Source organism: Streptomyces sp. NPDC006430 (assembly GCF_040612395.1).
In the GTDB taxonomy this organism is placed as follows: domain Bacteria; phylum Actinomycetota; class Actinomycetes; order Streptomycetales; family Streptomycetaceae; genus Streptomyces.
Genome location: NZ_JBEXQA010000007.1, coordinates 158790 through 179252 on the forward strand (window position 1 = coordinate 158790; position 20463 = coordinate 179252).

Consider the following 20463-nt stretch of genomic DNA (forward strand, 5'->3'; position numbering starts at 1 on the left):
ACCCACCAACCCCTACCCCGCGCCGCGGGGGGGCCCCCCCCCCCCCCCCCCCCCCCCCCCCACGCCGGTTTCATGTCGCCGGGCGCCGTATCTCGCGGCCCGAAGCCGTATCTCGCGGCTCACGACGGAGGGCCCGCAGCGACGCGCTGCGGGCCCTCCGTTCCGTGCCGAACAGCCGGGGGCTACTCGCCCCGGCGCAGGCTCGGCTTCAGGTCCTTGAAGCGGGCCAGCAGCCCGTTCACGAACGAGGGCGACTCGTCCGTCGAGAACTCCTTGGCCAGCTGCACGGCCTCGTCGATGGCTACGGCGTCCGGGGTGTCGTCCACCCAGATCAGCTCGTAGGCACCGAGCCGCACGATGTTCCGGTCCACGACCGGCATGCGGTCGAGTTCCCAGTCCACGGCGTAAGTGACGATCAGGTCGTCGATGCGGTTCACCTTGTCGGCGTAGCCCTCGACGAGATCCATCGTGAAGGCGCTGACGGGCGGCTGCCGGTCGTCCGACCGTGCGTGGCGAATCCAGTCCGCGAGGACCTCGCGCACGGGCACGCCGCGCTGGTCGGCCTCGAACAGGATCTGGAAGGCGCGCTTGCGCGCGTTGCTGCGGGCAGCCACGGTTAGCTGCTCACCCGGCCGAGGTAGTCGCTGGTACGGGTGTCGACCTTGACCTTCTCGCCCGTGGTGACGAAGAGCGGAACCTGGATCTCGTAGCCGGTCTCCAGGCGCGCCGGCTTGGTGCCACCGGTGGAGCGGTCGCCCTGGACGCCCGGGTCGGTGTGCTCGATGACCAGTTCGACGGCGGCCGGGAGCTCGACGTAGAGCACCTCGCCCTCGTGCTGGGCCACCGAGGCGGTCATGCCCTCGATCAGGAAGTTGGCGGAGTCGCCGACGGCCTTGCGGTCGACCATCAGCTGGTCGTAGGTCTGCATGTCCATGAAGACGAAGTAGTCGCCGTCCATGTACGAGAACTGCATGTCGCGGCGGTCGATGGTGGCCGTCTCGACCTTCGTGCCGGCGTTGAACGTCTTGTCGACGACCTTGCCGGAGAGCACGTGCTTGAGCTTGGTGCGCACGAAGGCCGGGCCCTTGCCGGGCTTGACGTGCTGGAACTCGACGACGGACCAGAGCTGGTCACCGTCGAGCTTGAGCACCATGCCGTTCTTGAGGTCGTTCGTGGAAGCCACGGTTGCGGAATCTCCTGCACTGGAAGACCACGGGTGCGCGCACAGCTCGCCGCAGCGGCTAGAGCGCGAGCAGCTCCTTGGTCGTAATGGTGAGTAGCTCGGGACCGCCGTCCGCCTCGGGGCGTACGACGAGCGTGTCATCGATCCGGACTCCGCCCCGGCCCGGGAGGTGGACCCCCGGTTCGACGGTGACCGGCACGCAAGCGTCCAGTTTACCCATTGCCGTAGGTGCAAGCTGCGGGTCCTCGTCGATTTCGAGACCGACCCCGTGTCCGGTCCACGGAGCGAGTGCCTCCCCGTGCCCGGCGGAGTCGAGTACGGAGCGCGCAGCACGGTCGACCTCTCGGTACGCGGCACCCGGCACGAGCGCCTCGCGCCCGGCCCGCTGGGCCGCGAAAACGAGTTCGTAGAGCTCGATCTGCCAATCGGCGGGGCTGGTGCCGATCACGAACGTCCGGCCGATCTCGCACCGGTAGCCCCGGTAGTTGGCCCCGAGGCAGACGGAGAGGAAGTCGCCCTCCTCCACGCGGCGGTCTGAAGGCCGGTGCCGGGGGCGGCCGGAGTTGGGGCCGGTGCCGACGGACGTGGGGAAGGCCGGTCCGTCGGCACCGTGGTCGACGAGGCGCCGTTCCAGTTCCAGGGCGAGGTGTCGCTCCGTACGCCCCACCAGGATCGACTCCAGCAGTTCTCCGAGCGCCTGGTCGGCGATCTCGGCGGCGATCCGCAGGCAGGCGATCTCCTCCTCGTCCTTGACGAGGCGCTGCTGCTCCACGGCGCTCCCGAGGTCTTCGAGCCGCAGTGCGGGCGCCACGGACCGCAGGGCACGGTGGCGGGCGACGGTGAGGTGGTGTTCCTCGACGGCCAGTGACTCGGCCCGTGCGGAGCCGGCCATGTCGCCGGCCGCTACCGCGGCGTCGCTGCCGGGGCTGGAGAGCACGGAGAGCCTGAGCTGGTCGTCGAGGCGCCCTTCGTCGGCTGCGCCCGTGGGCGCGCCGACGGTGAACAGCACGTCCTCGCTCCCCGGCCCGACGAGCAGGACGGCGCCCCGTGGGGACGCCCCGGCGAGGTAGCGGACGTTCGCCGGACGCGTGATCAGTGCGGCGGCGTTCCCGGCGGCGGCACAGCGGTCGCGAAGCAGGCCCCGGCGGGCCGCGTACACGTCTGACATGTCTTCGAGCCTACGAGCGTGCCGCTCATCCGGCCTGATGAGCAGGTCCGTACGTGGGCCGGCCGGGCCGTGGTCGAGAACGGCGCCGCAGGCGCGCCCGATGGGCCGGCGGAAGTCCTCGACCCCGGCTCAGAAGGCGGGTGCGGTGATGGCGCGGGCCAGGACTTCGTCCAACGCGCGCGACGTGCCTTCCACGTCGAGGTCCGAGTTGTCGATGATCGGCAGGCCGGAGCCGTACCAACCCGCCATCCGGCCGTGGATGCGGGCGACCTCCTCGTCCGACAGGCGCCGGTTCCCGGAGCGGGCGGCATTGCGCTCCAGGACGATCTCCAAGCCCGGCAGGAGGACCACCGGCAGCAGTGCCGGGCCCACGTGCCGCTTCCACCCTCCCAGGCCGACTGCCGGGCGGTCGGGGAAGACGGCGTCGTCGACGATGCACGAGATCCCGTTCGCCAGGAAGTTACGGGCGGCGAAGCCGCAGGTGCGGCGGGCCAGGCGGTACTGGGCCTCGGAATGGTCGTTCCAGCCCGCCTGCGGGTCGGCGAAGCCCGAGCACACCCACTCGCGGACGTCGTCCAGGCTCACGTGCGCGGTCGGCACCGGCCGGGTGCTCGCCCAGTGCCGGGCGACCGTGGTCTTCCCCGCGCCCGCCGGGCCGATCAGCAGCACGGCCAGCGTCGCCCCGCCAGTGCCGCCGGCCACCGCGGGCGGCAGCGGAATGTGGCCCGTGGCCTCCGGCCCGGGCGGCATCGATGGTGGCGACATGGGCGGCGGCCCCTGCGGCGGGGCAGGGACCGGCCACCCGTGGGCAGGGGGTATCGGCGGCTGCGGGGGCGCCGCCGGATGATGTCCCGGCTGCCCCCAGCCCGCCCCGCCGCCCCCCACTCCGTGCTGCATCCGCTGCCACTCCGTCTCGTTCCGGCGACTGATGCGAGAACGTTATATGACCACGAAGGCCGCGCCGCCCACCGGCACCGTCAGGGCGAGACTTCGTCCGCCAGTGCGCGCAGCGCCAGCCGGTACGAGCCGATGCCGAAGCCCGCCACCGTCCCGGTCGCCACCGAGGCGATGACCGAGGTGTGCCGGAACTCCTCCCGGGCGTACGGGTTCGAGATGTGCACCTCGATCAGCGGAGCGGTGCGCTGCGCGGCCGCGTCCCGCATCCCGTACGAGTAGTGCGTGAAGGCACCCGGGTTGATGACCACCGGAATCTTGCCGTCCGCCGCCTCGTGCAGCCAGCGGATCAGCTCGCCCTCGTCGTTGGTCTCGCGGACCTCCACGTCGAAGCCGAGTTCCTCGCCGAGCGTGCGGCAGCTCTCGACCAGCCCGGCGTAAGAGGTGGCGCCGTACACGTCGGGCTCGCGCGACCCGAGCCGGCCCAGGTTCGGGCCGTTCAGCACGAGGACCTTGCGGCTCACGCCGACACCTCGCCGTACGCGGCGACGAGGTGGGCCGGGTCGGGGCCCTCCAGGACGGTGGGCTTGGCCAGCCCGTCCAGGACGATGAAGCGCAGCAGGTTGCCGCGGGACTTCTTGTCGACCTGCATGGTCTGGAGCAGCTTGGGCCACTGGTCGCCGCGGTAGGTCAGCGGCAGCCCAACGGCGGCCAGGATCTCCCGGTGGCGGTCGGCCGTGGCGTCGTCCAGCCGGCCCGCGAGTCTGCCGAGCTCGGCCGCGAAGACCATGCCGACCGACACGGCCGCGCCGTGCCGCCACTTGTAGCGCTCGTTCTTCTCGATGGCGTGCGCCAGCGTGTGGCCGTAGTTGAGGATCTCCCGCAGGCCCGATTCCTTCAGGTCGCTGGAGACGACGTCCGCCTTGACCTGGATCGAGCGCACGATGAGCTCCGCGGTGTGCGGGCCGTCGGGGGTGCGGGCCGCCGCCGGGTCCGCCTCGATCAGGTCGAGGATCACCGGATCGGAGATGAAGCCGGCCTTGATGATCTCGGCGAGGCCGCTGACGTAGTCGTTGACCGGCAGCGAGTCCAGTGCCGCCAGGTCGCACAGCACGCCGGCGGGCGGGTGGAAGGCGCCCACCAGGTTCTTGCCCTCGGCGGTGTTGATGCCGGTCTTACCGCCGACGGCCGCGTCCACCATCGCCAGTACGGTGGTCGGTACGGCGATCCAGCGCACCCCGCGCAGCCAGGAGGCCGCGACGAAGCCCGCCAGGTCCGTGGTGGCACCGCCCCCGACGCCGACGATCACGTCGGTGCGGGTGAAGCCGGACTGGCCGAGGGCCTTCCAGCAGTACGCGGCGACCTCGACCGTCTTGGCCTCTTCGGCGTTCGGCACCTGGATGGCGACGGCCTCGTAGCCCTGCTCGGCCAGGTCGTCTCGCAGCGCCTCACCGGTCGAGGCCAGCGCCTCGGGGTGGATCACGGCGACCCTCTGGGCCTTCGTACCGATCAGGTTGCCCAGCTCGCCGAGCAGCTGCCGCCCGACCAGCACGTCGTACGGATCGTGGCCGCTGCTGCCACCGACGTGGATGCGCGTCACCTGGTCTGTCATACGTCCTTCAACTCCAGAGCATCGAGGACCGCCTGGGCGACCTCTGTGGGGGTGCGGTCGTCGGTGGCCACCACGACGCGCGCGACTTCGGTGTACAGGGGGCGGCGGGCCTCCATCAGCTCGCGCCACTGGCGGCGCGGGTTGACGGCGAGCAGCGGGCGCGCGGCGCCCAGGCCGACGCGTCGGACGGCTTCCTCGACGTCCATCGACAGGTAGGCGACGGGCAGGCCAGCCAGCAGTTCCCGGGTGCCCGCGTCGAGGACGGCGCCGCCGCCGAGGGCGAGGACGCCGGTGTGCTCGGCGACGGCGGCGGCGACCGCCTGCCGTTCCAGTTCACGGAAGTACGGTTCGCCCTCGTCGACGAAGATGTCCGAGATCTCGCGGCCCTGGGCCGCGACGATATCGGCGTCGGTGTCCCGGTAGGGGACGCCGAGCCGCTCGGCGAGCAGCCCGCCCACCGTGGACTTGCCGGACCCCATGGGGCCGACGAGGACGACCAGCGGTCCGCCCGTCACCGGATCTGCAGGTTGTCGAGGTACGAGCGGACGTTGCGGCGGGTCTCGGGCACCGAGTCCCCACCGAACTTCTCCACGACCGCGTCCGCGAGGACCAGCGCGACCATCGCCTCGGCCACGATGCCCGCCGCCGGAACCGCACACACATCGGACCGCTGATGATGCGCGGCAGCGGCCTCACCGGTGGCCACGTCGACCGTCGCCAACGCCTTGGGAACCGTCGCGATCGGCTTCATCGCCGCCCGCACCCGCAGCAATTCACCCGTGGACAGACCACCCTCCGTACCACCGGAACGACCCGAAGTACGCCGGATGCCCTCGGCCGTCGCCACGATCTCGTCGTGCGCCTTCGAACCCGGCACCCGCGCCAGGTCGAAACCGTCACCGACCTCCACACCCTTGATCGCCTGGATGCCCATCAACGCAGCCGCCAACCGCGCGTCCAGCCGTCGGTCCCAGTGCACGTGCGACCCGAGACCCACCGGCACCCCGTACGCCAGGACCTCCACCACCCCACCCAGGGTGTCGCCGTCCTTGTGCGCCTGATCGATCTCCGCGACCATCGCTGCCGACGCATCCGCGTCCAAACACCGCACCGGGTCCGCATCCAGCGCCGCCACGTCCTCCGGCGTCGGGTACACACCGTACGGGGCCCTCGCCGAAGCCAACTCCACCACGTGCGAGACGATCTCGATCCCCGCCGTCTCCTTCACGAACGACCGCGCGATCGCACCCAACGCCACCCGCGCCGCGGTCTCCCGCGCACTCGCACGCTCCAAGATCGGCCGCGCCTCGTCGAACCCGTACTTCTGCATCCCCGCCAGATCCGCATGGCCCGGCCGCGGACGCGTCAACGGCGCATTACGACCCGTCTCCTTCAACTCGGACGGATCCACGGGGTCGGCCGACATCACCTTCTCCCACTTCGGCCACTCCGTGTTCCCCACCATCACCGCGATGGGCGAGCCCAAAGACAACCCGTGCCGGACCCCGCCCAGGAACGTCACCTCGTCCTGCTCGAACTTCATCCGCGCACCACGCCCGTACCCGAGCCGACGCCGCGCCAGATGATCGGCCACCAACTCCGTGGTGACCGGAACGCCGGCGGGAAGCCCCTCCAGCGTCGCCACCAACGCCGGACCGTGCGACTCCCCGGCGGTCAGCCAACGCAACCTGCTCAACGATGCTCCTCATGCTCGCGCCTGGTACTGCGGCGGCGCGGCCCTGGGGGCGCTCCCCCAGCCTCCGGCCGGGGGCACCTCCACCCAGCGACAGCTGGGGAAGCGGCCCGGACCCGCCACACCCGATCCTCCCACGTCCGGGCCGGTGCACGGCGATCCGGTCCAGCTGTCGGACGGCCGTGCACCCCGTACTCACCCTGCTGGTCCGACCGTCCGCGAGCAAGATCAGCGCATGGAGTGCATCAGGTGTGCCGGCGGTTCAGTGGCGAGCGCGCAGCGCGGCCTCGCCCGCGGCCCGCATGGCGGCCAGTGGTGCGGTGGGGCGCCCGGTCATCTGTTGGACCTGGAGCACCGCTTGGTGGACGAGGAGGTCCAAGCCTCCGAGGAGCTGACCTCCGCGCTCCGACCAGGCCGCGGCGAGAGCGGTCGGCCACGGGTCGTACAGGACGTCGAACAGGGTCCCGGCACCGGCGGCCGGTACGGCGGGTGCCAGCCAGTCCGTGGCGCCCGCCGGGGTGGTGGCGATCACCAGCGGCGCGGTCAGCGCCGCGGCGGCGTCGGACCAGTCGGCCGCGCGGACGGCGACGCCGAGGCGCTCGCCCCACTGCCGCATCTCGTCGGCCCGGGCCCGGGAGCGCACGTACACGGTGACCTCGCCGGAGCAGATCCGCGCGAGTGCGGCCAGCGCCGAGGAGGCGGTGGCGCCGGCGCCGAGGATGGCGGCCTTCTCCACCTGCTCTACGCCGCGCTCGTGGAACGCGGCGACGATCCCGGGGATGTCGGTGTTGTCACCGAGGCGCCGGCCGTCCTCCGTCAGGACGACCGTGTTGACCGCCTCCACCGAGGCGGCGGTGTCACTGATGCCGTCGAGCAACGGGATGATCGCCCGCTTCAGCGGCATGGTCAGGGACAGCCCGGCCCACTCGGGGCCGAGTCCGGCCACGAACCGCGGGAGCGCGGCCTCGTCTATCTCGAAACGGTCGTACGACCAGTCGTCGAGGCCGAGCTCCCGGTACGCGGCGCGGTGCAGCACCGGGGAGAGGGAATGCTCGATGGGCGACCCCAGCACCGCGGCCCGTATCCGTGACATGTCCTGCTACCCGCCGTTCTTCTGCTTCTGCCGTGCCTGGAACTCGGCGACGAGCTTCATGTGCTCCTCGTAGGTCTGGGTGAAGGTCGTCTTGTCGCCGTCGACCGACACGAAGAACATCCAGCCGCCGTGATCGGGGTTGAGCGTAGCGTTCAGCGCGTCCGCTCCGGGGTTCCCGATCGGGCCGGGGGGCAGGCCCTTGACGAAGTGCGTGTTGTACGGGTGGTCGAGCGCCCTCGCCTCCTTGATGGAGAAATTGAGGTCGCTCCTGCCCTTGATGTAGTTGTACGTCGAGTCGAATTCGAGCTTCTGGTTGGTGACGTCGTTGGTCTTCTTCAGGCGGTTGTAGACCACCTCGGACATCTTCCGGAAGTCGTCGTGGTTCTTGCCCTCGGCGTTGACGAGGCTGGCGACCGTGACCACCTGGAGCGGGTTCTCCAGGCCCAGCTCCTTGGCCTTGCCCTCGATGCCCAGCTCCGAGTACTTGGCGGTCGCGTTCGTGACCATCTGCTTGAGCAGCGACTCGGGCGTGCTGTCCTTGCTGAGGTCGTAGCGCGCCGGGTACAGGAAGCCTTCGAGCGGGTCCATGATCTTCGGGTTGTTGCCGGCCCAGGCCGGAAGTCCGAGGTTCTTGGCATCGCGCTGGGCAATGTCCCGGGTGGTGCCCTCGGGCTTGCCCAGCTTCTTGTCGATCGCTTCGTACACCCTGGCGTTGCGCATGCCCTCGGTGACGGTGATGACGTTCAGCTTGGTGGGGTCGATCATCAGCGCGACGGCCGCCGCACCCGACATCTTCTTCTGCATCGGGTAGATGCCCGGCTGAATGGACTTGCCCTTGGGATTGGCGTTCGCGGCGTCGACGAAGGCCTGGGCGCTGGCGACCACTCCGGCCTCCTTGAGGATCCGGCCCATCTGTCCCAGGCCCGCGCCCTTGGGGATCTCCACGTCGACGACCTCGCCCGTGCCCTCGCCCACGAAGTCCTCGGTGGCGCCGAACCTCGCCTTGAGGTACGTAAAGCCGTAGTAGCCGCCACCGCCGAGCACGCCGACGATGACGAGGGAGGCGATCAGGCAGGCCGCACCGCTGCGCTTCTTGGGCTTGCCGCCCTTGGAGCGGCCCCCGCGGCGCCCGCCGTCACCCTCGTCGCTGTCCTCGCCGTCACCGTCCTCGCCGTCACCGCCGGCGGCGAAGAAGGAGTCGGACTCCTCGTCCTGCTGCTCGGGGAGCTGCGGCTGGCGCCGGCCCGGGGGCTCCGGAGGCGGATAGGCCTCTTCGGTGCCGTAGAGATCAGGGGTCTCGCCCGGGTAGCCGCCGACGGGCTGCTGGGCGTACGGATCCGCGCCGACGTACGGGTCGGCCTGCGGGACGCCGACGTACTGGCCCTGGCCGGTGTCCCAGGCCTGGCCGGCGTACGTCGGCTGCTGCGGCTGCTGCTGCTGGGGAAGCTGTTGCTGAGGCTGTTGCGGGGCATAGCCCTGCTGAGCCTGTTGCGGGGCGTAGCCCTGTTGCGGCTGCTGGGCGTAGCCCGGGTGCTGCTCCGGGTACTGCCCCTGCTGCACGTACTGCTGCGGGTACTGCGGCTCCTGCTGCTGCGGGTACTGCGGCTCCTGTGGGTACTGCTGCTGCGGGCCACCGGCATAGGGCGTCTGAGCCTGCTGGGCCTCGTGCCCGGTCCACCCGGGGTCCCCGTACAGGGGGTCCTCCGGGTGCCACGGTTCGGGGCCACGGCCCCGGCCATACTCAGTCATCGATCCCCTAGAGCCGCGAGACGGAGTACAACGGCTAGGTCCGCCGCGGCACCCGGTTCCGCCTCTGAAGTGGTGGGCGACGACTGTTCGAATGCCGCCGCATCGCGCGGAACGTTACCGTATCGCGATCAGACAACCACTTCGACGCACTCACCGGGAGGATTACCCGATACCCGTTCGGTCTCAAGAGCGTTCTGAAGGATCACCACCGCGGCCGCCTGGTCGATCACGGAGCGGCCCTTCTTGGCGTTCCTTCCCGAGGCGCGCAGCCCCTGGGCGGCGGTGACCGTGGTCATCCGCTCGTCCACGAGCCGGACCGTCACCGGCTTGATGCCCTTGGCGAGTTCCGTGGCGAAGGCCCGCACCTTGGCCGCGGCCGGACCCTCCCGCCCGCTGAGCGAGCGGGGCAGACCGACCACGACTTCCAGGGGGTCGTACTCCTCGACGAGCTGCCGCAGCCGACGGTGAGCGAAGGGGATGTCCCGGCCCGGAACGGTTTCCACCGGTGTGGCCAGCACCCCGTCGGGGTCGCACGAGGCGACCCCGATCCGGGCGTCCCCGACGTCGATGGCGAGACGGCGACCGCGGCGCAACGTCATGGTCAGACCGTCTCGACGACGAGGCGTTCGACCGCGGCGATGGCCTCGGGGATGGCGGCCGGGTTCTGGCCGCCGCCCTGGGCGACGTCCGGCTTGCCGCCTCCGCCGCCTCCGAGGGTCTTGGCCGCGGTGCGGACCAGTTCACCGGCCTTGAGGCCGCGCTCGCGGGCGGCCTCGTTGGTGGCGATGACGGTCAGCGGGCGCCCGCCCGCCGTGGTGAACAGGGCCACGACGACCGGGCGGTCGCCCTGGATGCGGCCGCGGACGTCGAGGACCAGCTTGCGCAGGTCGTCGGCGCCGGTGCCATCCGGCACCGTCCCCACGACGAGGGCGACGCCGCGGATGTCCTGGGCGTTCTCGGCGAGCCCCGCGGCGGCCTGGAGGACCTTCTCCGCGCGGAACTTCTCGATCTCCTTCTCGGCGTCCTTCAGCTTGCCGAGCATGGAGGCGATCTTCTCCGGCAGCTCCTCCGGACGCCCCTTGACCAGCTCCTGGAGCTGGGCGACGACCGTGTGCTCCTTGGCGAGGAAGTTGTACGCGTCCACACCGACGAGGGCTTCGACGCGGCGAACGCCGGAGCCGATGGAGGACTCGCCGAGCAGCTTCACCAGACCCAGCTGGGCGGTGTTGCCGACGTGCGTACCGCCGCACAGCTCCTTGGAGAAGTCGCCGATGGTGACGACGCGCACGCGCTCGCCGTACTTCTCGCCGAACTCGGCGATGGCGCCCTGCTTCTTCGCCTCGTCGATGCTCATGATCTCGGCCGTGACTTCGAGTTCACGGGAGAGCACGTCGTTGATCTTCTGCTCGACGTCGGTGAGGACCGTGCCGGGGACGGCGTTCGGGGAGCCGAAGTCGAAGCGGAAGCGCCCGGGCGAGTTCTCGGAACCGGCCTGGGCGGCCGTCGGGCCGAGGGCGTCGCGCAGCGCCTGGTGGGTCAGGTGCGTGGCCGAGTGGGCGCGGGCGATGGCCCGGCGACGGTGCACGTCGATGGCGGCGTACGCGGAGGCGCCCACCGTCACCTCGCCGACCTGGACTGAGCCCTTGTGGACGGAGACGCCCGGGACCGGCTGCTGCACGTCGCGGACCTGGATGATCGCGCCCGAGTCGAGCTTGATGCGGCCCTGGTCGGCGAGCTGGCCGCCGCCCTCGGCGTAGAAGGGGGTCCGGTCGAGGACGACCTCGACCTCGTCGCCTTCGGAGGCCGCGGGCGCGGAGACGCCGTTGACCAGGAGGCCGACGATGGTGGACTCGCCCTGCGTGGTGGCGTAGCCGGTGAACTCGGTGGCACCGGCGCTGTCGGCGATCTCGCGGTACGAGGAGACGTCGGCGTGGCCGGTCTTCTTGGCCCTGGCGTCGGCCTTGGCCCGGTCGCGCTGCTCCTGCATCAGGCGCCGGAAGCCGGCCTCGTCCACGGAGAGGCCCTGCTCGGAGGCCATCTCCAGGGTGAGGTCGATCGGGAAGCCCCAGGTGTCGTGGAGCAGGAACGCCTGGTCGCCGGAGAGGACCGTGCCGCCGGCGGCCTTGGTCTCGGTCACGGCGGTGTCGAGGATGTTGGTGCCGCCCTTGAGGGCCTTGAGGAAGGCGGCCTCTTCGGCGAGCGCGACGGTCTCGATGCGCTTGCGGTCGGTGATCAGCTCCGGGTACTGCTGCCCCATCGTGTTGATCACTACGTCGACGAGGTCCTGGACGACCGGACCCGTTGCACCCATGAGGCGCATGTTGCGGATGGCGCGGCGCATGATGCGGCGCAGCACATAACCGCGGCCCTCGTTGCCGGGGGTCACGCCGTCGCCGATGAGCATCACGGAGGTGCGGATGTGGTCGGCGACCACGCGCATCGAGACGTCCGTGTCTTGCGCGGCGCCGTACCGCACGCCGGTCAGCTCGGTGGCCTTGTCCATGACCACGCGCAGGGTGTCGGTCTCGTACATGTTCTGCACGCCCTGCAGGATCATCGCGAGGCGTTCGAGGCCGAGGCCGGTGTCGATGTTCTTCGACGGCAGGTCACCGAGGATCGGGAAGTCTTCCTTGCCCTCGCCGGCGCCGCGCTCGTACTGCATGAAGACCAGGTTCCAGATCTCCACGTAGCGCTCGTCGTTGACGGCCGGGCCGCCCTCGACGCCGAATTCCGGGCCGCGGTCGTAGTTGATCTCGGAGCACGGGCCGCAGGGACCCGGGACGCCCATGGACCAGAAGTTGTCCTTCTTGCCCAGGCGCTGGATGCGCTCGGCGGGGACGCCGATGACGTCGCGCCAGATCGTCTCCGCCTCGTCGTCGTCGAGGTAGACGGTGATCCAGAGCTTCTCCGGCTCCAGGCCGTAGCCACCGTCCGCCACGGAGCTGGTGAGCAGCTCCCAGGCGTACTTGATGGCGCCTTCCTTGAAGTAGTCGCCGAAGGAGAAGTTGCCGCACATCTGGAAGAACGTGCCGTGGCGGGTGGTCTTGCCGACCTCTTCGATGTCCGGCGTACGGACGCACTTCTGCACGCTCGTGGCCCGCGGGGCCGGGGGCTTGGTCTCGCCGAGGAAGTACGGCTTGAAGGGGACCATGCCCGCGTTGACCAGCAGCAGAGTCGGGTCGTCCGCGATGAGCGACGCCGAAGGGACAACGGCGTGACCGCGCTCCTCGAAGAAGCTCAGCCAGCGGCGGCGGATTTCAGCCGACTCCATCAGTGGTCCTCATTCCGGTTGTACGAACCCGCCGAGCGGATCTCGTGGGTGGTCTTGTCGTTCTGGAGGGCCCGCAGCCGCCGCGGCCCGGGGAGGGCGGTGACGTTGTCGGGCCGGTCGGGGTCCTGGTGCAACCCCAGTGCGTCGTTCAGCTCGTGCTCGCGCTGCGACATTCCCGCCTTCACGTCGAGGGCGAAGTCCTTGAGGCGGTGACCCGCCTCCACGGCCTTGTCGGCGGCCTGGGCGGCGAGGCTCTCCGGCGTCAGCTTCTTGAGCTGGCGGTTGACCTTGGTGGTGGCCCACACGCCGGCGGCTGCGCCTGCGGTGAACCAGAAGGCTCGGCGGAACATCGGAGGTTTCAGCCCTTCTGCTTCCGGCGCCGGGCCGCCGGCACCGTACGGCCAACGATCACGGTACGTCGGGACGTCTTGCGCGGTGCGTCTTCCGTGTTTTTGCCCAGGGCCTTGCGGACTCCGTAGCCGAAGGCCGCGACCTTGACCAGCGGACCGCCGAAGGTGGAGGCAACGGTGGAGGACAGTGCGGAGGCGTTCGACGTGACTTCCTGGACGTCGCTCGCGATGGCGTCGACCCGGTCGAGCTGGGTGCGCGCGGAGCGGACGGTGGTGGAGGCGTCCGCCAGGAGCGGGACGGCCTGGTCGGTCACGTCGGCCACCAGTCGAGTGGCCGCCTTGAGCACCTGGGCCAGCCTCACCAGCACCACGGCGAGGAAGGAGACCAGGATGGCCCAGAAGACGGCCACGAGGATCCCGGCCACCTCTCCACCGGACACGTTTGCACCGCTCTCTGCCTGTTGATCACTACATAGAAAAGTCGTCCTCCGACCCTATCGCGCCGGAGATCCACCGCCGTACCGGAATTCCGGGTCCGCCGGATCCGCCGCGTACGCCACGCATCCGAACCGCCGCCTTCCGTGTCCCGTGTGACAGGGGCCGGAACACGGCGCGGCCGGGCCGGCCGGAAAGCAGGAAGCCCGTCGGCTCCCCCCAGGGGGAACCGACGGGCTGACCAGCCTGTGAGGCTACGACCGCTGGATCAGCGGGCGTAGTACTCGACGACGAGCTGCTCGTCGCAGATGACCGGGATTTCCTTGCGGTTCGGGTCACGGTCCAGGCGGAAGGCCAGGGCCTTCAGGTTGACCTGCAGGTAGCGCGGGGTCTCGCCCTCGCCTGCGTAGCCACCCTCGCGGGCAACCTGGAACGGAACCTTCTCACGGCTGCGCTCGCGCACGGTGATGACGTCGTCCGGACGGACACGGAACGACGGCTTGTCGACCTTGCCACCGTTGACCTCGATGTGGCCGTGAACGACCATCTGGCGGGCCTGGTAGATGGTGCGGGCGATGCCCGAACGCAGGACCAGGGCGTCGAGGCGACGCTCGAGCTCGACGACCAGCGCCTCGCCCGTCTTGCCTTCGGCCTTCTTGGCGCGGTCGTACGCGCGGGCCATCTGACGCTCAGAGATGTCGTACTGAGCGCGCAGACGCTGCTTCTCGAGCAGACGAACCTTGTAGTCCGAGTTCTGCTTGCGGCCACGGCCGTGCTCGCCCGGCGGGTAGGGGCGGGCCTCGAAGTACTTGACGGCCTTCGGGGTCAGCGCAATGCCGAGGGCACGCGACTTCTTGACCTTGGGTCGCTTCTGGTTCACGTGGAACCTACCTCCATGTAAGTTAGGTGAGGCTTACCTTAGCGAGGAGGACGTAATGTCTCGACCGCATGGGATCCCCCTGCCCAGTGCGCATCGCAGTTCGGGTTCCAACGAAACGGAATCCGCTTTCGACGACGATAAGCAAGGTCAGCCGCGTCCCAGGGAAGGCGTTCGGCAGCTCACCGGAGCCGAACGCGTACGAACCCTCGTAGAGTCCAACGCCTCAGTATCCCTCACGCTGCCAGGTGCTCGTGACCAGCTGTGGTCCCTTGACCAGGGAGAGTGTGGGACAGGGATGCCGGTCGCGCGGACCGTCACCCCGGACGGGGACGTGATTCTCCTGGTACCAGGGGAATCCGCGGTTGCCAGAGCAGCCGCTCACGCCCAGGACGACGACCTCACCGCCGTGATCGAGATCACGGACGTGGCGCCGGTGTCCGTTCCCCATCGTATCCGAGGCCGCGCGTGGCTGGCCGGGTGGCTGACGCAGGTGCCCCGGGGGGACCGCGCGGCCTGCGCCGCACTGCTGGCGGAGCGCCACCCTGTGGGCGAGCTGCTCGGGCTGCACGGCCGTCCGTACTTCGTGATGCTCCGCCTGGAGGTCGGCGAGATAGCGGTGGACGATCTGTGGGGCACGGCGCACGTGGACCCGGACGCCCTGTCCGCGACGGAACCGGACCCGCTGGTCGCCCACGAGACGGAGCTCCTCCAGCACCTGGCCGCCGCCCACCGGGACCGGATCGCGGACCTGGGCGCGCTGCTCGACCCGCGGGAGGGGGCGGGCCTGACGGCCGTCCCGCTGGCGCTGGACCGGCTGGGCCTGCGGGTCCGCTTCACGGGCGACGGGTCCTGCTTCGACGCCCGCTTCGACTTCCCCTCGCCGGTGCGCGACGTCCGCGACCTGCGCGGGGCGATGCACGCGCTGTTCGCGACGGCGGGCGGCTAGTGCTGTGACCGCAAGGGTTTGCCGGTGAACGCTTCCGGTCACAGCACCGGGCCCGACCGTACCCGCGCCCCGAACGCGCGGGGTCAGGCGCCGCGGAGCCTCTCGCGGACCTTGTCCACCACGTCCGCGTACCGCGCCTCGGCGCCGTACCGGGTCGGCTCGTAGTACCGCTTGCCGTGCACCGCATCGGGGGCGTACTGCTGCGCGGCGATCGCGCCCGGCACGTCGTGCGGGTACACGTACCCGACCGCGTGCCCCAGCTTCGCCGCCCCCTTGTAGTGGCCGTCGCGCAGGTGCGTGGGCACCGGGCCCGCCAGGCCCGCCCGGACGTCCGCCAGCGCCGCGCCGATCGCCGTCGTCGCCGTGTTCGACTTCGGGGCCAGCGCCAGCGCGATCGTCGCGTGCGACAGCGTCAGCGCCGCCTCGGGGAAGCCGATCATCGCCACCGCCTGCGCCGCGGCCACCGCGAGCGGCAGGGCCGTCGGGTCCGCCAGCCCGATGTCCTCGCTCGCCGAGATCATCAGACGCCGTGCGATGAACCGCGGGTCCTCACCCGCCTCGATCATCCGCGCCAGGTAGTGCAGCGCGGCGTCCACGTCCGAGCCCCGGATCGACTTGATCAGCGCGCTCGCGACGTCGTAGTGCTGGTCGCCGTCCCGGTCGTAGGTCACTGCCGCCCGGTCGACGGCCTCCTCCACCGTCCGGAGGCTGATCTCGGACTCCCCCTTGGCGATCGCCGAACCGGCTCCGGCCTCCAACGCCGTCAGCGCCCGCCGTGCGTCGCCACCGGCGATCCGCAGCAGGTGCGCCTCCGCGTCCGCCGGGAGGGAGACGGCACCGCCCAGCCCCCGCTCCTCCGTCAGCGCCCGCCGCATCAGCGCGCTCAGGTCCTCGTCCGTCAGCGGCTCCAGCGTCAGCAGCAGCGACCGCGACAGCAGGGGGGAGATGATCGCGAAGTACGGGTTCTCCGTGGTCGCCGCGATCAGGGTCACCCAGCGGTTCTCCACGGCCGGGAGCAGCGAGTCCTGTTGGGCCTTGCTGAAGCGGTGGATCTCGTCGAGGAAGAGGACGGTCTCCTTGCCGTACCCGCCGGCCGCCCGCTTGGCGCCCTCGATGACGGCCCGTACCTCTTTGACGCCCGCCGTGATGGCCGACAGTTCCACGAACCGCTTCTGCGTCGCCTGGCTCACCACGTACGCCAGGGTGGTCTTGCCGATGCCCGGCGGGCCCCACAGGATCACCGACGAGGCGCCGGCCGGCCCCCCTGCTCCGTCCCCGACCAGCCGCCGCAGCGGCGATCCGGGTTTCAGCAGGTGCTGCTGGCCGACGACCTCGTCCAGGGTGCGCGGGCGCATCCGGACGGCGAGCGGGGAACTCGCCGGGTCCTTCTCCCTGCGGTCTTCGGCAGCAGCGGTGAACAGGTCTGGTTCCACACGGGAAGCCTAAGCGAGCCCACCGACACCGGTGACGAGCTCGGGCACCGACTGCCGGCTCAGGACGTCCAGAAGTCCCACCAGCGGGTCAGGATCAGCATGCCGATGATCCCGACGTGCAGTACCGGCAGCACCCAGGTGAACTCGTCGAGGAAGCCCCGCAGCCAGCCCGGGGCGGGCAGCAGGCCCTCGGTCACGTTGTGCGCGGTGACGTACCAGAACATGAAGATCGTGGCGACCCAGGCCAGGCTGCACCACAGGCACAGCGAGTTGATGTTGTACAGCGACTGGTACATCAGCCAGGTGCAGAAGACGACCCCGAACAAGGTGCCCGCGTTGAAGGTGAGCCAGTACCAGGGGCGGAAGCGAGCCCCGGCCAGCACGCTCATGCCCACGCAGATCACGATGCCGTACCCGACGAGTCCCAGCATCGGGTTCGGGAAGCCGAAGACCGACGCCTGCTCGCTCTTCATGATGTTGCCGCACGAGACGATCGGGTTCAGGCTGCAACCCGGCGTGAAGTTCGGGTCCTCCAGCAGTTTGAACTTGTCGATCGTGATCACCCAGGCCGCGAGCAGTCCCGCGGCGCCCGTGATCACCAGCAGCAGGGCCAGTGCCCGGCTGGCACCGACCGTCCGCGGGGCGGCGTCTGCGTCCGTACCTCGTATCGTCATACCGCCCGCTCCACATCTGCAAGGTCAACAAGCACCGGCCATTGTGCCGTACGGAGCCCGGTGTCCACCGTTCGATGGACATAAGGACGTACGCACGGGGGGACCGGCGGAGCCCTTGGGGCCGCACCATTCGGAACATGACACAGAACGCGGTGGAAGTACGGGGGCTTCGCAAGCAGTACGGCGAAGTCACCGCGGTGGACGGTCTGGACCTGACGATCCGGCAGGGCGAGGTCTTCGGACTTCTCGGTCCCAACGGCGCCGGCAAGAGCACCACGGTGGAGATCCTCCAGGGCCACCGCGAACGGGACGGCGGCGAGGTCAGCGTGCTCGGCGCGGACCCGGCCTCGGCGGGCCGGGCCTGGCGCTCGCGCGTCGGGATCGTCTGGCAGGACGAGTCCGCGCCCGCCGAACTGACGGTACGGGAGACGGTCGAGCACTTCGCCCGCTACTACCCGGCCCCGCGTGACCCCGCCGGGGTCATCGCCCTGGTCGGCCTGGAGCAGAAGCGCGACCAGCGCGTGAAGGGCCTCTCGGGCGGCCAGCGACGCCGCCTCGACGTGGCGCTCGGCATCATCGGGGATCCCGAACTGCTGCTCCTCGACGAGCCGACCACCGGCTTCGACCCGGCGGCCCGCCGCCGGTTCTGGGACCTGATCCGGCTGCTCTCCGCCGAGGGCACCACCATCGTGCTCACCACGCACTACCTGGAGGAGGCCGAAGCCCTCGCCGACCGCCTCGCGGTCATTTCGAGCGGCAAGCTCGTCGCCGAAGGCGAGCCGGCCGAGCTGCGCTCCCGCTTCGGCACCGGCGCCACCGTCGAATGGACGGAGGCTGACGGCACCCCGCGGAGCATCGCCACCGACACCCCCACCCGTACGGTCGCCCGGCTCATGTCCCGCTTCGAGGGAGAGATCCCGGGGCTGAAGATCGGCCGGCCCACCCTGGAGGACGTGTACCTGCGCCTCACGGGCCAGCTCGCACCCATGGCCACGCCGCAGGACTCGCAGGACGCACGATGAGCACGACCGCCGCCACCACCACGACCGGTGGGCCCGCCGCGACCGCGAAGGCACTGCCCGGAGCCTGGGCGCTGGGCCTGAGCCGCGGGGCCCTGGAGATCAAGCAGTTCGTCCGCCAGCGCGACTCGATGGTCTTCACCTTCGCGTTCCCGGTCGTCTTCCTCGCCCTGTTCGCCTCGATCTTCCGCGACAGCGTGGAGAACACGGGGATCACCGCCTCCCAGCTCTACGCCGCCGGCATGATCGCCGCGGGCATCATGTCCACCAGCTTCCAGTCGCTCGGCATATCGATCGCCGTCGAACGGGACGAGAAGGTGCTGCGCCGGCTGCGCGGGACCCCGATGCCGCCGGCCGCGTACTTCCTCGGCAAGGTCTGGATGGTGCTCGCCACCGGACTCGCCGAGACCGCGATCCTGCTGCTCGTCGGCTCCACCCTCTTCGGCCTCGACCTGCCGACCTCCGCCGCCAAGTGGCTCACCTTCGGCTGGATCTTCGTCCTCGGCCTGACCGGCTGCGCCCTGCTCGGCATCGCCGTCAGCAGCCTGCCCAAGTCGGGCAAGAGCGCCAGCTCGGTGGTCGTCCTGCCCTTCCTGATCCTGCAGTTCGTCTCCGGCGTCTTCATCCCGGTCAACGCGATTCCCAACTGGCTGCTGAACATCGGCGCGCTCTTCCCCCTCAAGTGGATGTGCCAGGGCCTGCGCGGGGTGTTCCTGCCGGAGTCCGCGGCCGTCCTGGAACAGACGGGCAGTTGGGAGTACGGAAAGGTCGCCCTGGTCCTGGGGGCCTGGGTCGTCGGAGGATTGGTCCTGTGTCTGCTGACCTTCACGTGGAAGAACCGCCGGGACGGCTGAGCGGCTTCACCGGACCGGCCGGAGCGCGCGAGGCCCACGTCTGGGACCGCGCGTTCGGGCCGTGGGACGTCTACTTCGGCGTCGTGTGGGTCGCGACCGTCGCCTTCGTGCTGGGCGCGGACTTCCCGTCGCTGTCGTACCGGTTCCCCGCCTTCGCCCTGCTCGCACTGATGGTGCCGTGGTACGCGTGGGCCGGTCGGCCCCTGCTGCTGCGCGAGTCCGGCGCCGAACCGGCCCTGTCCCTGCGCTACTTGGGCGTGGCGCTGGCCCTGTTCCTGCCCGCCGCCTGCCTGGTCGGCGAGACCCGGCTGATCACTTTCGCGCTGGCCCCGCACTGCTTCATGCTGCTGCCGGTGCGCCGGGCGATCGGGGCGATGGGAGTGGTGTCCGTGCTGCCGGTGGCCGGGTGGACGCTGCTGTGGCGTCCGGCGGCCCACGTCGTCTTCATCGACGCGGCCGGCGCGGTCGTCAGCTTCGCCTTCTCCGCCTTCTTCGGTGCCTGGATCATCCGGATCATCGAGCAGAGCCAGGAGCGGGCCTCACTGATCACAGAACTCGACGCCAGCCGGGAGGAGGTGGCCCGGCTCTCCGCCGCGCACGGCGCGCACGCCGAAAGGGAACGCATGTCCCGCGAGATCCACGACACCCTCGCCCAGGGCTTCACGAGCCTGCTGATGCTGGTCCAGGCCGTCCAGTCGGAGCTGGACACGGATCCGGGGCAGGCCCACCGCCACCTGGACCTGATGGCCGCCACCGCCCGGCAGAACCTGGCCGAAGCTCGGGCCCTGATCTCCGGCGGCGCCCCCACCGACCTGGACGTCGGCTCCCTGCCGGACGCGGTGCGCCGCCTCGCGGCCCGGCACGACCCGCCGGCGGCCGTGACGGTGACCGGGGAGGTCCGCCCGCTGGCCGCGGCCCTGGAGGTGGTGGCCCTGCGCTCCTGTCAGGAATCCCTGTCGAACGCCTCGAAGCACGCCGGCCCGGACGCCCGCTGCACGCTGTCCCTGGCCTACGGCGACGAGGAACTGACCGTCACGGTCCGGGACACCGGGCGCGGCTTCGATCCGGCGGCCCCCACCCCGGGCTACGGCCTGCGGGGGCTCCGCGCCCGTGCGGGGGAGGTCGGCGGCACGGCCACGGTCGACAGCTCCGCGGGGTCCGGCACCACCGTCACCGTCACCCTCCCGACCTGCTGAGGAGCCGTACGAC

Annotated in this window: 21 protein-coding genes; 4 read left to right on the forward strand and 17 right to left on the reverse strand. The window is 70.5% G+C overall.

Features of this window, described 5'->3' with window-relative positions; all coding sequences use genetic code 11:
• Nucleotides 1-182: 182 nt before the first annotated feature.
• The 15 genes from nusB to rpsD form a co-directional block, all read right to left on the reverse strand.
• A complete protein-coding gene (gene nusB / locus ABZZ20_RS13540; RefSeq protein WP_356848408.1) occupies nucleotides 183-614 on the reverse strand; it encodes a transcription antitermination factor NusB in 432 nt (143 codons plus the stop codon).
• A gap of 2 nt (nucleotides 615-616) precedes the next feature.
• Complete coding sequence (gene efp, locus ABZZ20_RS13545; protein WP_356869568.1) at nucleotides 617-1183, reverse strand: elongation factor P; 567 nt, start codon at nucleotides 1181-1183, stop codon at nucleotides 617-619.
• 58 nt (nucleotides 1184-1241) lie between these two features.
• Nucleotides 1242-2351 (reverse strand): aminopeptidase P family protein, encoded by a 1110-nt coding sequence (locus ABZZ20_RS13550; protein WP_356869569.1) that lies wholly within the window; start codon nucleotides 2349-2351, stop codon nucleotides 1242-1244.
• 129 nt (nucleotides 2352-2480) lie between these two features.
• The gene (locus tag ABZZ20_RS13555; protein WP_356869570.1) at nucleotides 2481-3248 is read right to left on the reverse strand and encodes an AAA family ATPase; all 768 of its coding nucleotides are present in this window, start codon (nucleotides 3246-3248) and stop codon (nucleotides 2481-2483) included.
• 80 nt (nucleotides 3249-3328) lie between these two features.
• Entirely contained in the window at nucleotides 3329-3769 is a 441-nt protein-coding gene (gene aroQ / locus ABZZ20_RS13560; protein WP_356869571.1) for a type II 3-dehydroquinate dehydratase, read from the reverse strand.
• Nucleotides 3766-4857, reverse strand: coding sequence for a 3-dehydroquinate synthase (aroB, locus tag ABZZ20_RS13565; RefSeq protein WP_356869572.1), 1092 nt, complete (start codon nucleotides 4855-4857; stop codon nucleotides 3766-3768). Before aroB ends, aroQ begins: the two co-directional genes overlap by 4 nt.
• Nucleotides 4854-5372, reverse strand: a complete 519-nt coding sequence (locus ABZZ20_RS13570) for a shikimate kinase (protein WP_356869573.1) — start codon at nucleotides 5370-5372, stop codon at nucleotides 4854-4856. The genes aroB and ABZZ20_RS13570 overlap by 4 nt, the downstream gene beginning before the upstream one ends.
• The gene (gene aroC / locus ABZZ20_RS13575) at nucleotides 5369-6553 is read right to left on the reverse strand and encodes a chorismate synthase (protein ID WP_356869574.1); all 1185 of its coding nucleotides are present in this window, start codon (nucleotides 6551-6553) and stop codon (nucleotides 5369-5371) included. Before aroC ends, ABZZ20_RS13570 begins: the two co-directional genes overlap by 4 nt.
• A 259-nt stretch (nucleotides 6554-6812) precedes the next feature.
• Entirely contained in the window at nucleotides 6813-7643 is an 831-nt protein-coding gene (locus ABZZ20_RS13580) for a shikimate dehydrogenase (RefSeq protein ID WP_356869575.1), read from the reverse strand.
• A 6-nt stretch (nucleotides 7644-7649) separates the two neighbouring features.
• On the reverse strand, nucleotides 7650-9392 hold the full coding sequence (mltG, locus tag ABZZ20_RS13585) for an endolytic transglycosylase MltG (protein ID WP_356869576.1): 1743 nt from the start codon (nucleotides 9390-9392) through the stop codon (nucleotides 7650-7652).
• A gap of 128 nt (nucleotides 9393-9520) precedes the next feature.
• A complete protein-coding gene (ruvX, locus tag ABZZ20_RS13590) occupies nucleotides 9521-9991 on the reverse strand; it encodes a Holliday junction resolvase RuvX (protein WP_356869577.1) in 471 nt (156 codons plus the stop codon).
• Nucleotides 9992-9993: 2 nt separating this feature from the next.
• Nucleotides 9994-12663: an alanine--tRNA ligase gene (gene alaS, locus ABZZ20_RS13595; RefSeq protein WP_356869578.1), complete on the reverse strand. Its 2670-nt coding sequence runs from the start codon at nucleotides 12661-12663 to the stop codon at nucleotides 9994-9996.
• Nucleotides 12663-13013: a DUF6167 family protein gene (locus ABZZ20_RS13600; protein WP_356869579.1), complete on the reverse strand. Its 351-nt coding sequence runs from the start codon at nucleotides 13011-13013 to the stop codon at nucleotides 12663-12665. Before ABZZ20_RS13600 ends, alaS begins: the two co-directional genes overlap by 1 nt.
• Nucleotides 13014-13021: 8 nt before the next feature.
• Nucleotides 13022-13453, reverse strand: coding sequence for a DUF948 domain-containing protein (locus ABZZ20_RS13605; protein WP_356869580.1), 432 nt, complete (start codon nucleotides 13451-13453; stop codon nucleotides 13022-13024).
• Between the two features lie 263 nt (nucleotides 13454-13716).
• Nucleotides 13717-14328, reverse strand: a complete 612-nt coding sequence (rpsD, locus tag ABZZ20_RS13610; protein ID WP_030294564.1) for a 30S ribosomal protein S4 — start codon at nucleotides 14326-14328, stop codon at nucleotides 13717-13719.
• A 295-nt stretch (nucleotides 14329-14623) separates the two neighbouring features.
• Here rpsD and ABZZ20_RS13615 point away from each other — a divergent pair, with 295 nt between their 5' ends.
• Nucleotides 14624-15274 (forward strand): DUF2470 domain-containing protein, encoded by a 651-nt coding sequence (locus tag ABZZ20_RS13615; protein ID WP_356869581.1) that lies wholly within the window; start codon nucleotides 14624-14626, stop codon nucleotides 15272-15274.
• Nucleotides 15275-15357: 83 nt separating this feature from the next.
• Here ABZZ20_RS13615 and ABZZ20_RS13620 read toward each other — a convergent pair whose 3' ends face one another.
• Both ABZZ20_RS13620 and ABZZ20_RS13625 read right to left on the reverse strand, forming a co-directional pair.
• A complete protein-coding gene (locus ABZZ20_RS13620; RefSeq protein ID WP_356869582.1) occupies nucleotides 15358-16707 on the reverse strand; it encodes a replication-associated recombination protein A in 1350 nt (449 codons plus the stop codon).
• 59 nt (nucleotides 16708-16766) lie between these two features.
• Nucleotides 16767-17381, reverse strand: coding sequence for a vitamin K epoxide reductase family protein (locus tag ABZZ20_RS13625; protein ID WP_356869583.1), 615 nt, complete (start codon nucleotides 17379-17381; stop codon nucleotides 16767-16769).
• Between the two features lie 137 nt (nucleotides 17382-17518).
• Here ABZZ20_RS13625 and ABZZ20_RS13630 point away from each other — a divergent pair, with 137 nt between their 5' ends.
• From ABZZ20_RS13630 to ABZZ20_RS13640, 3 genes are read left to right on the forward strand one after another with little or no spacing between them, the layout of a single operon-like run.
• Entirely contained in the window at nucleotides 17519-18403 is an 885-nt protein-coding gene (locus tag ABZZ20_RS13630; protein ID WP_356869584.1) for an ABC transporter ATP-binding protein, read from the forward strand.
• The gene (locus tag ABZZ20_RS13635; protein WP_356869585.1) at nucleotides 18400-19254 is read left to right on the forward strand and encodes an ABC transporter permease; all 855 of its coding nucleotides are present in this window, start codon (nucleotides 18400-18402) and stop codon (nucleotides 19252-19254) included. Before ABZZ20_RS13630 ends, ABZZ20_RS13635 begins: the two co-directional genes overlap by 4 nt.
• The gene (locus ABZZ20_RS13640) at nucleotides 19212-20450 is read left to right on the forward strand and encodes a sensor histidine kinase (RefSeq protein WP_356869586.1); all 1239 of its coding nucleotides are present in this window, start codon (nucleotides 19212-19214) and stop codon (nucleotides 20448-20450) included. Before ABZZ20_RS13635 ends, ABZZ20_RS13640 begins: the two co-directional genes overlap by 43 nt.
• Nucleotides 20451-20463: the final 13 nt, after the last annotated feature.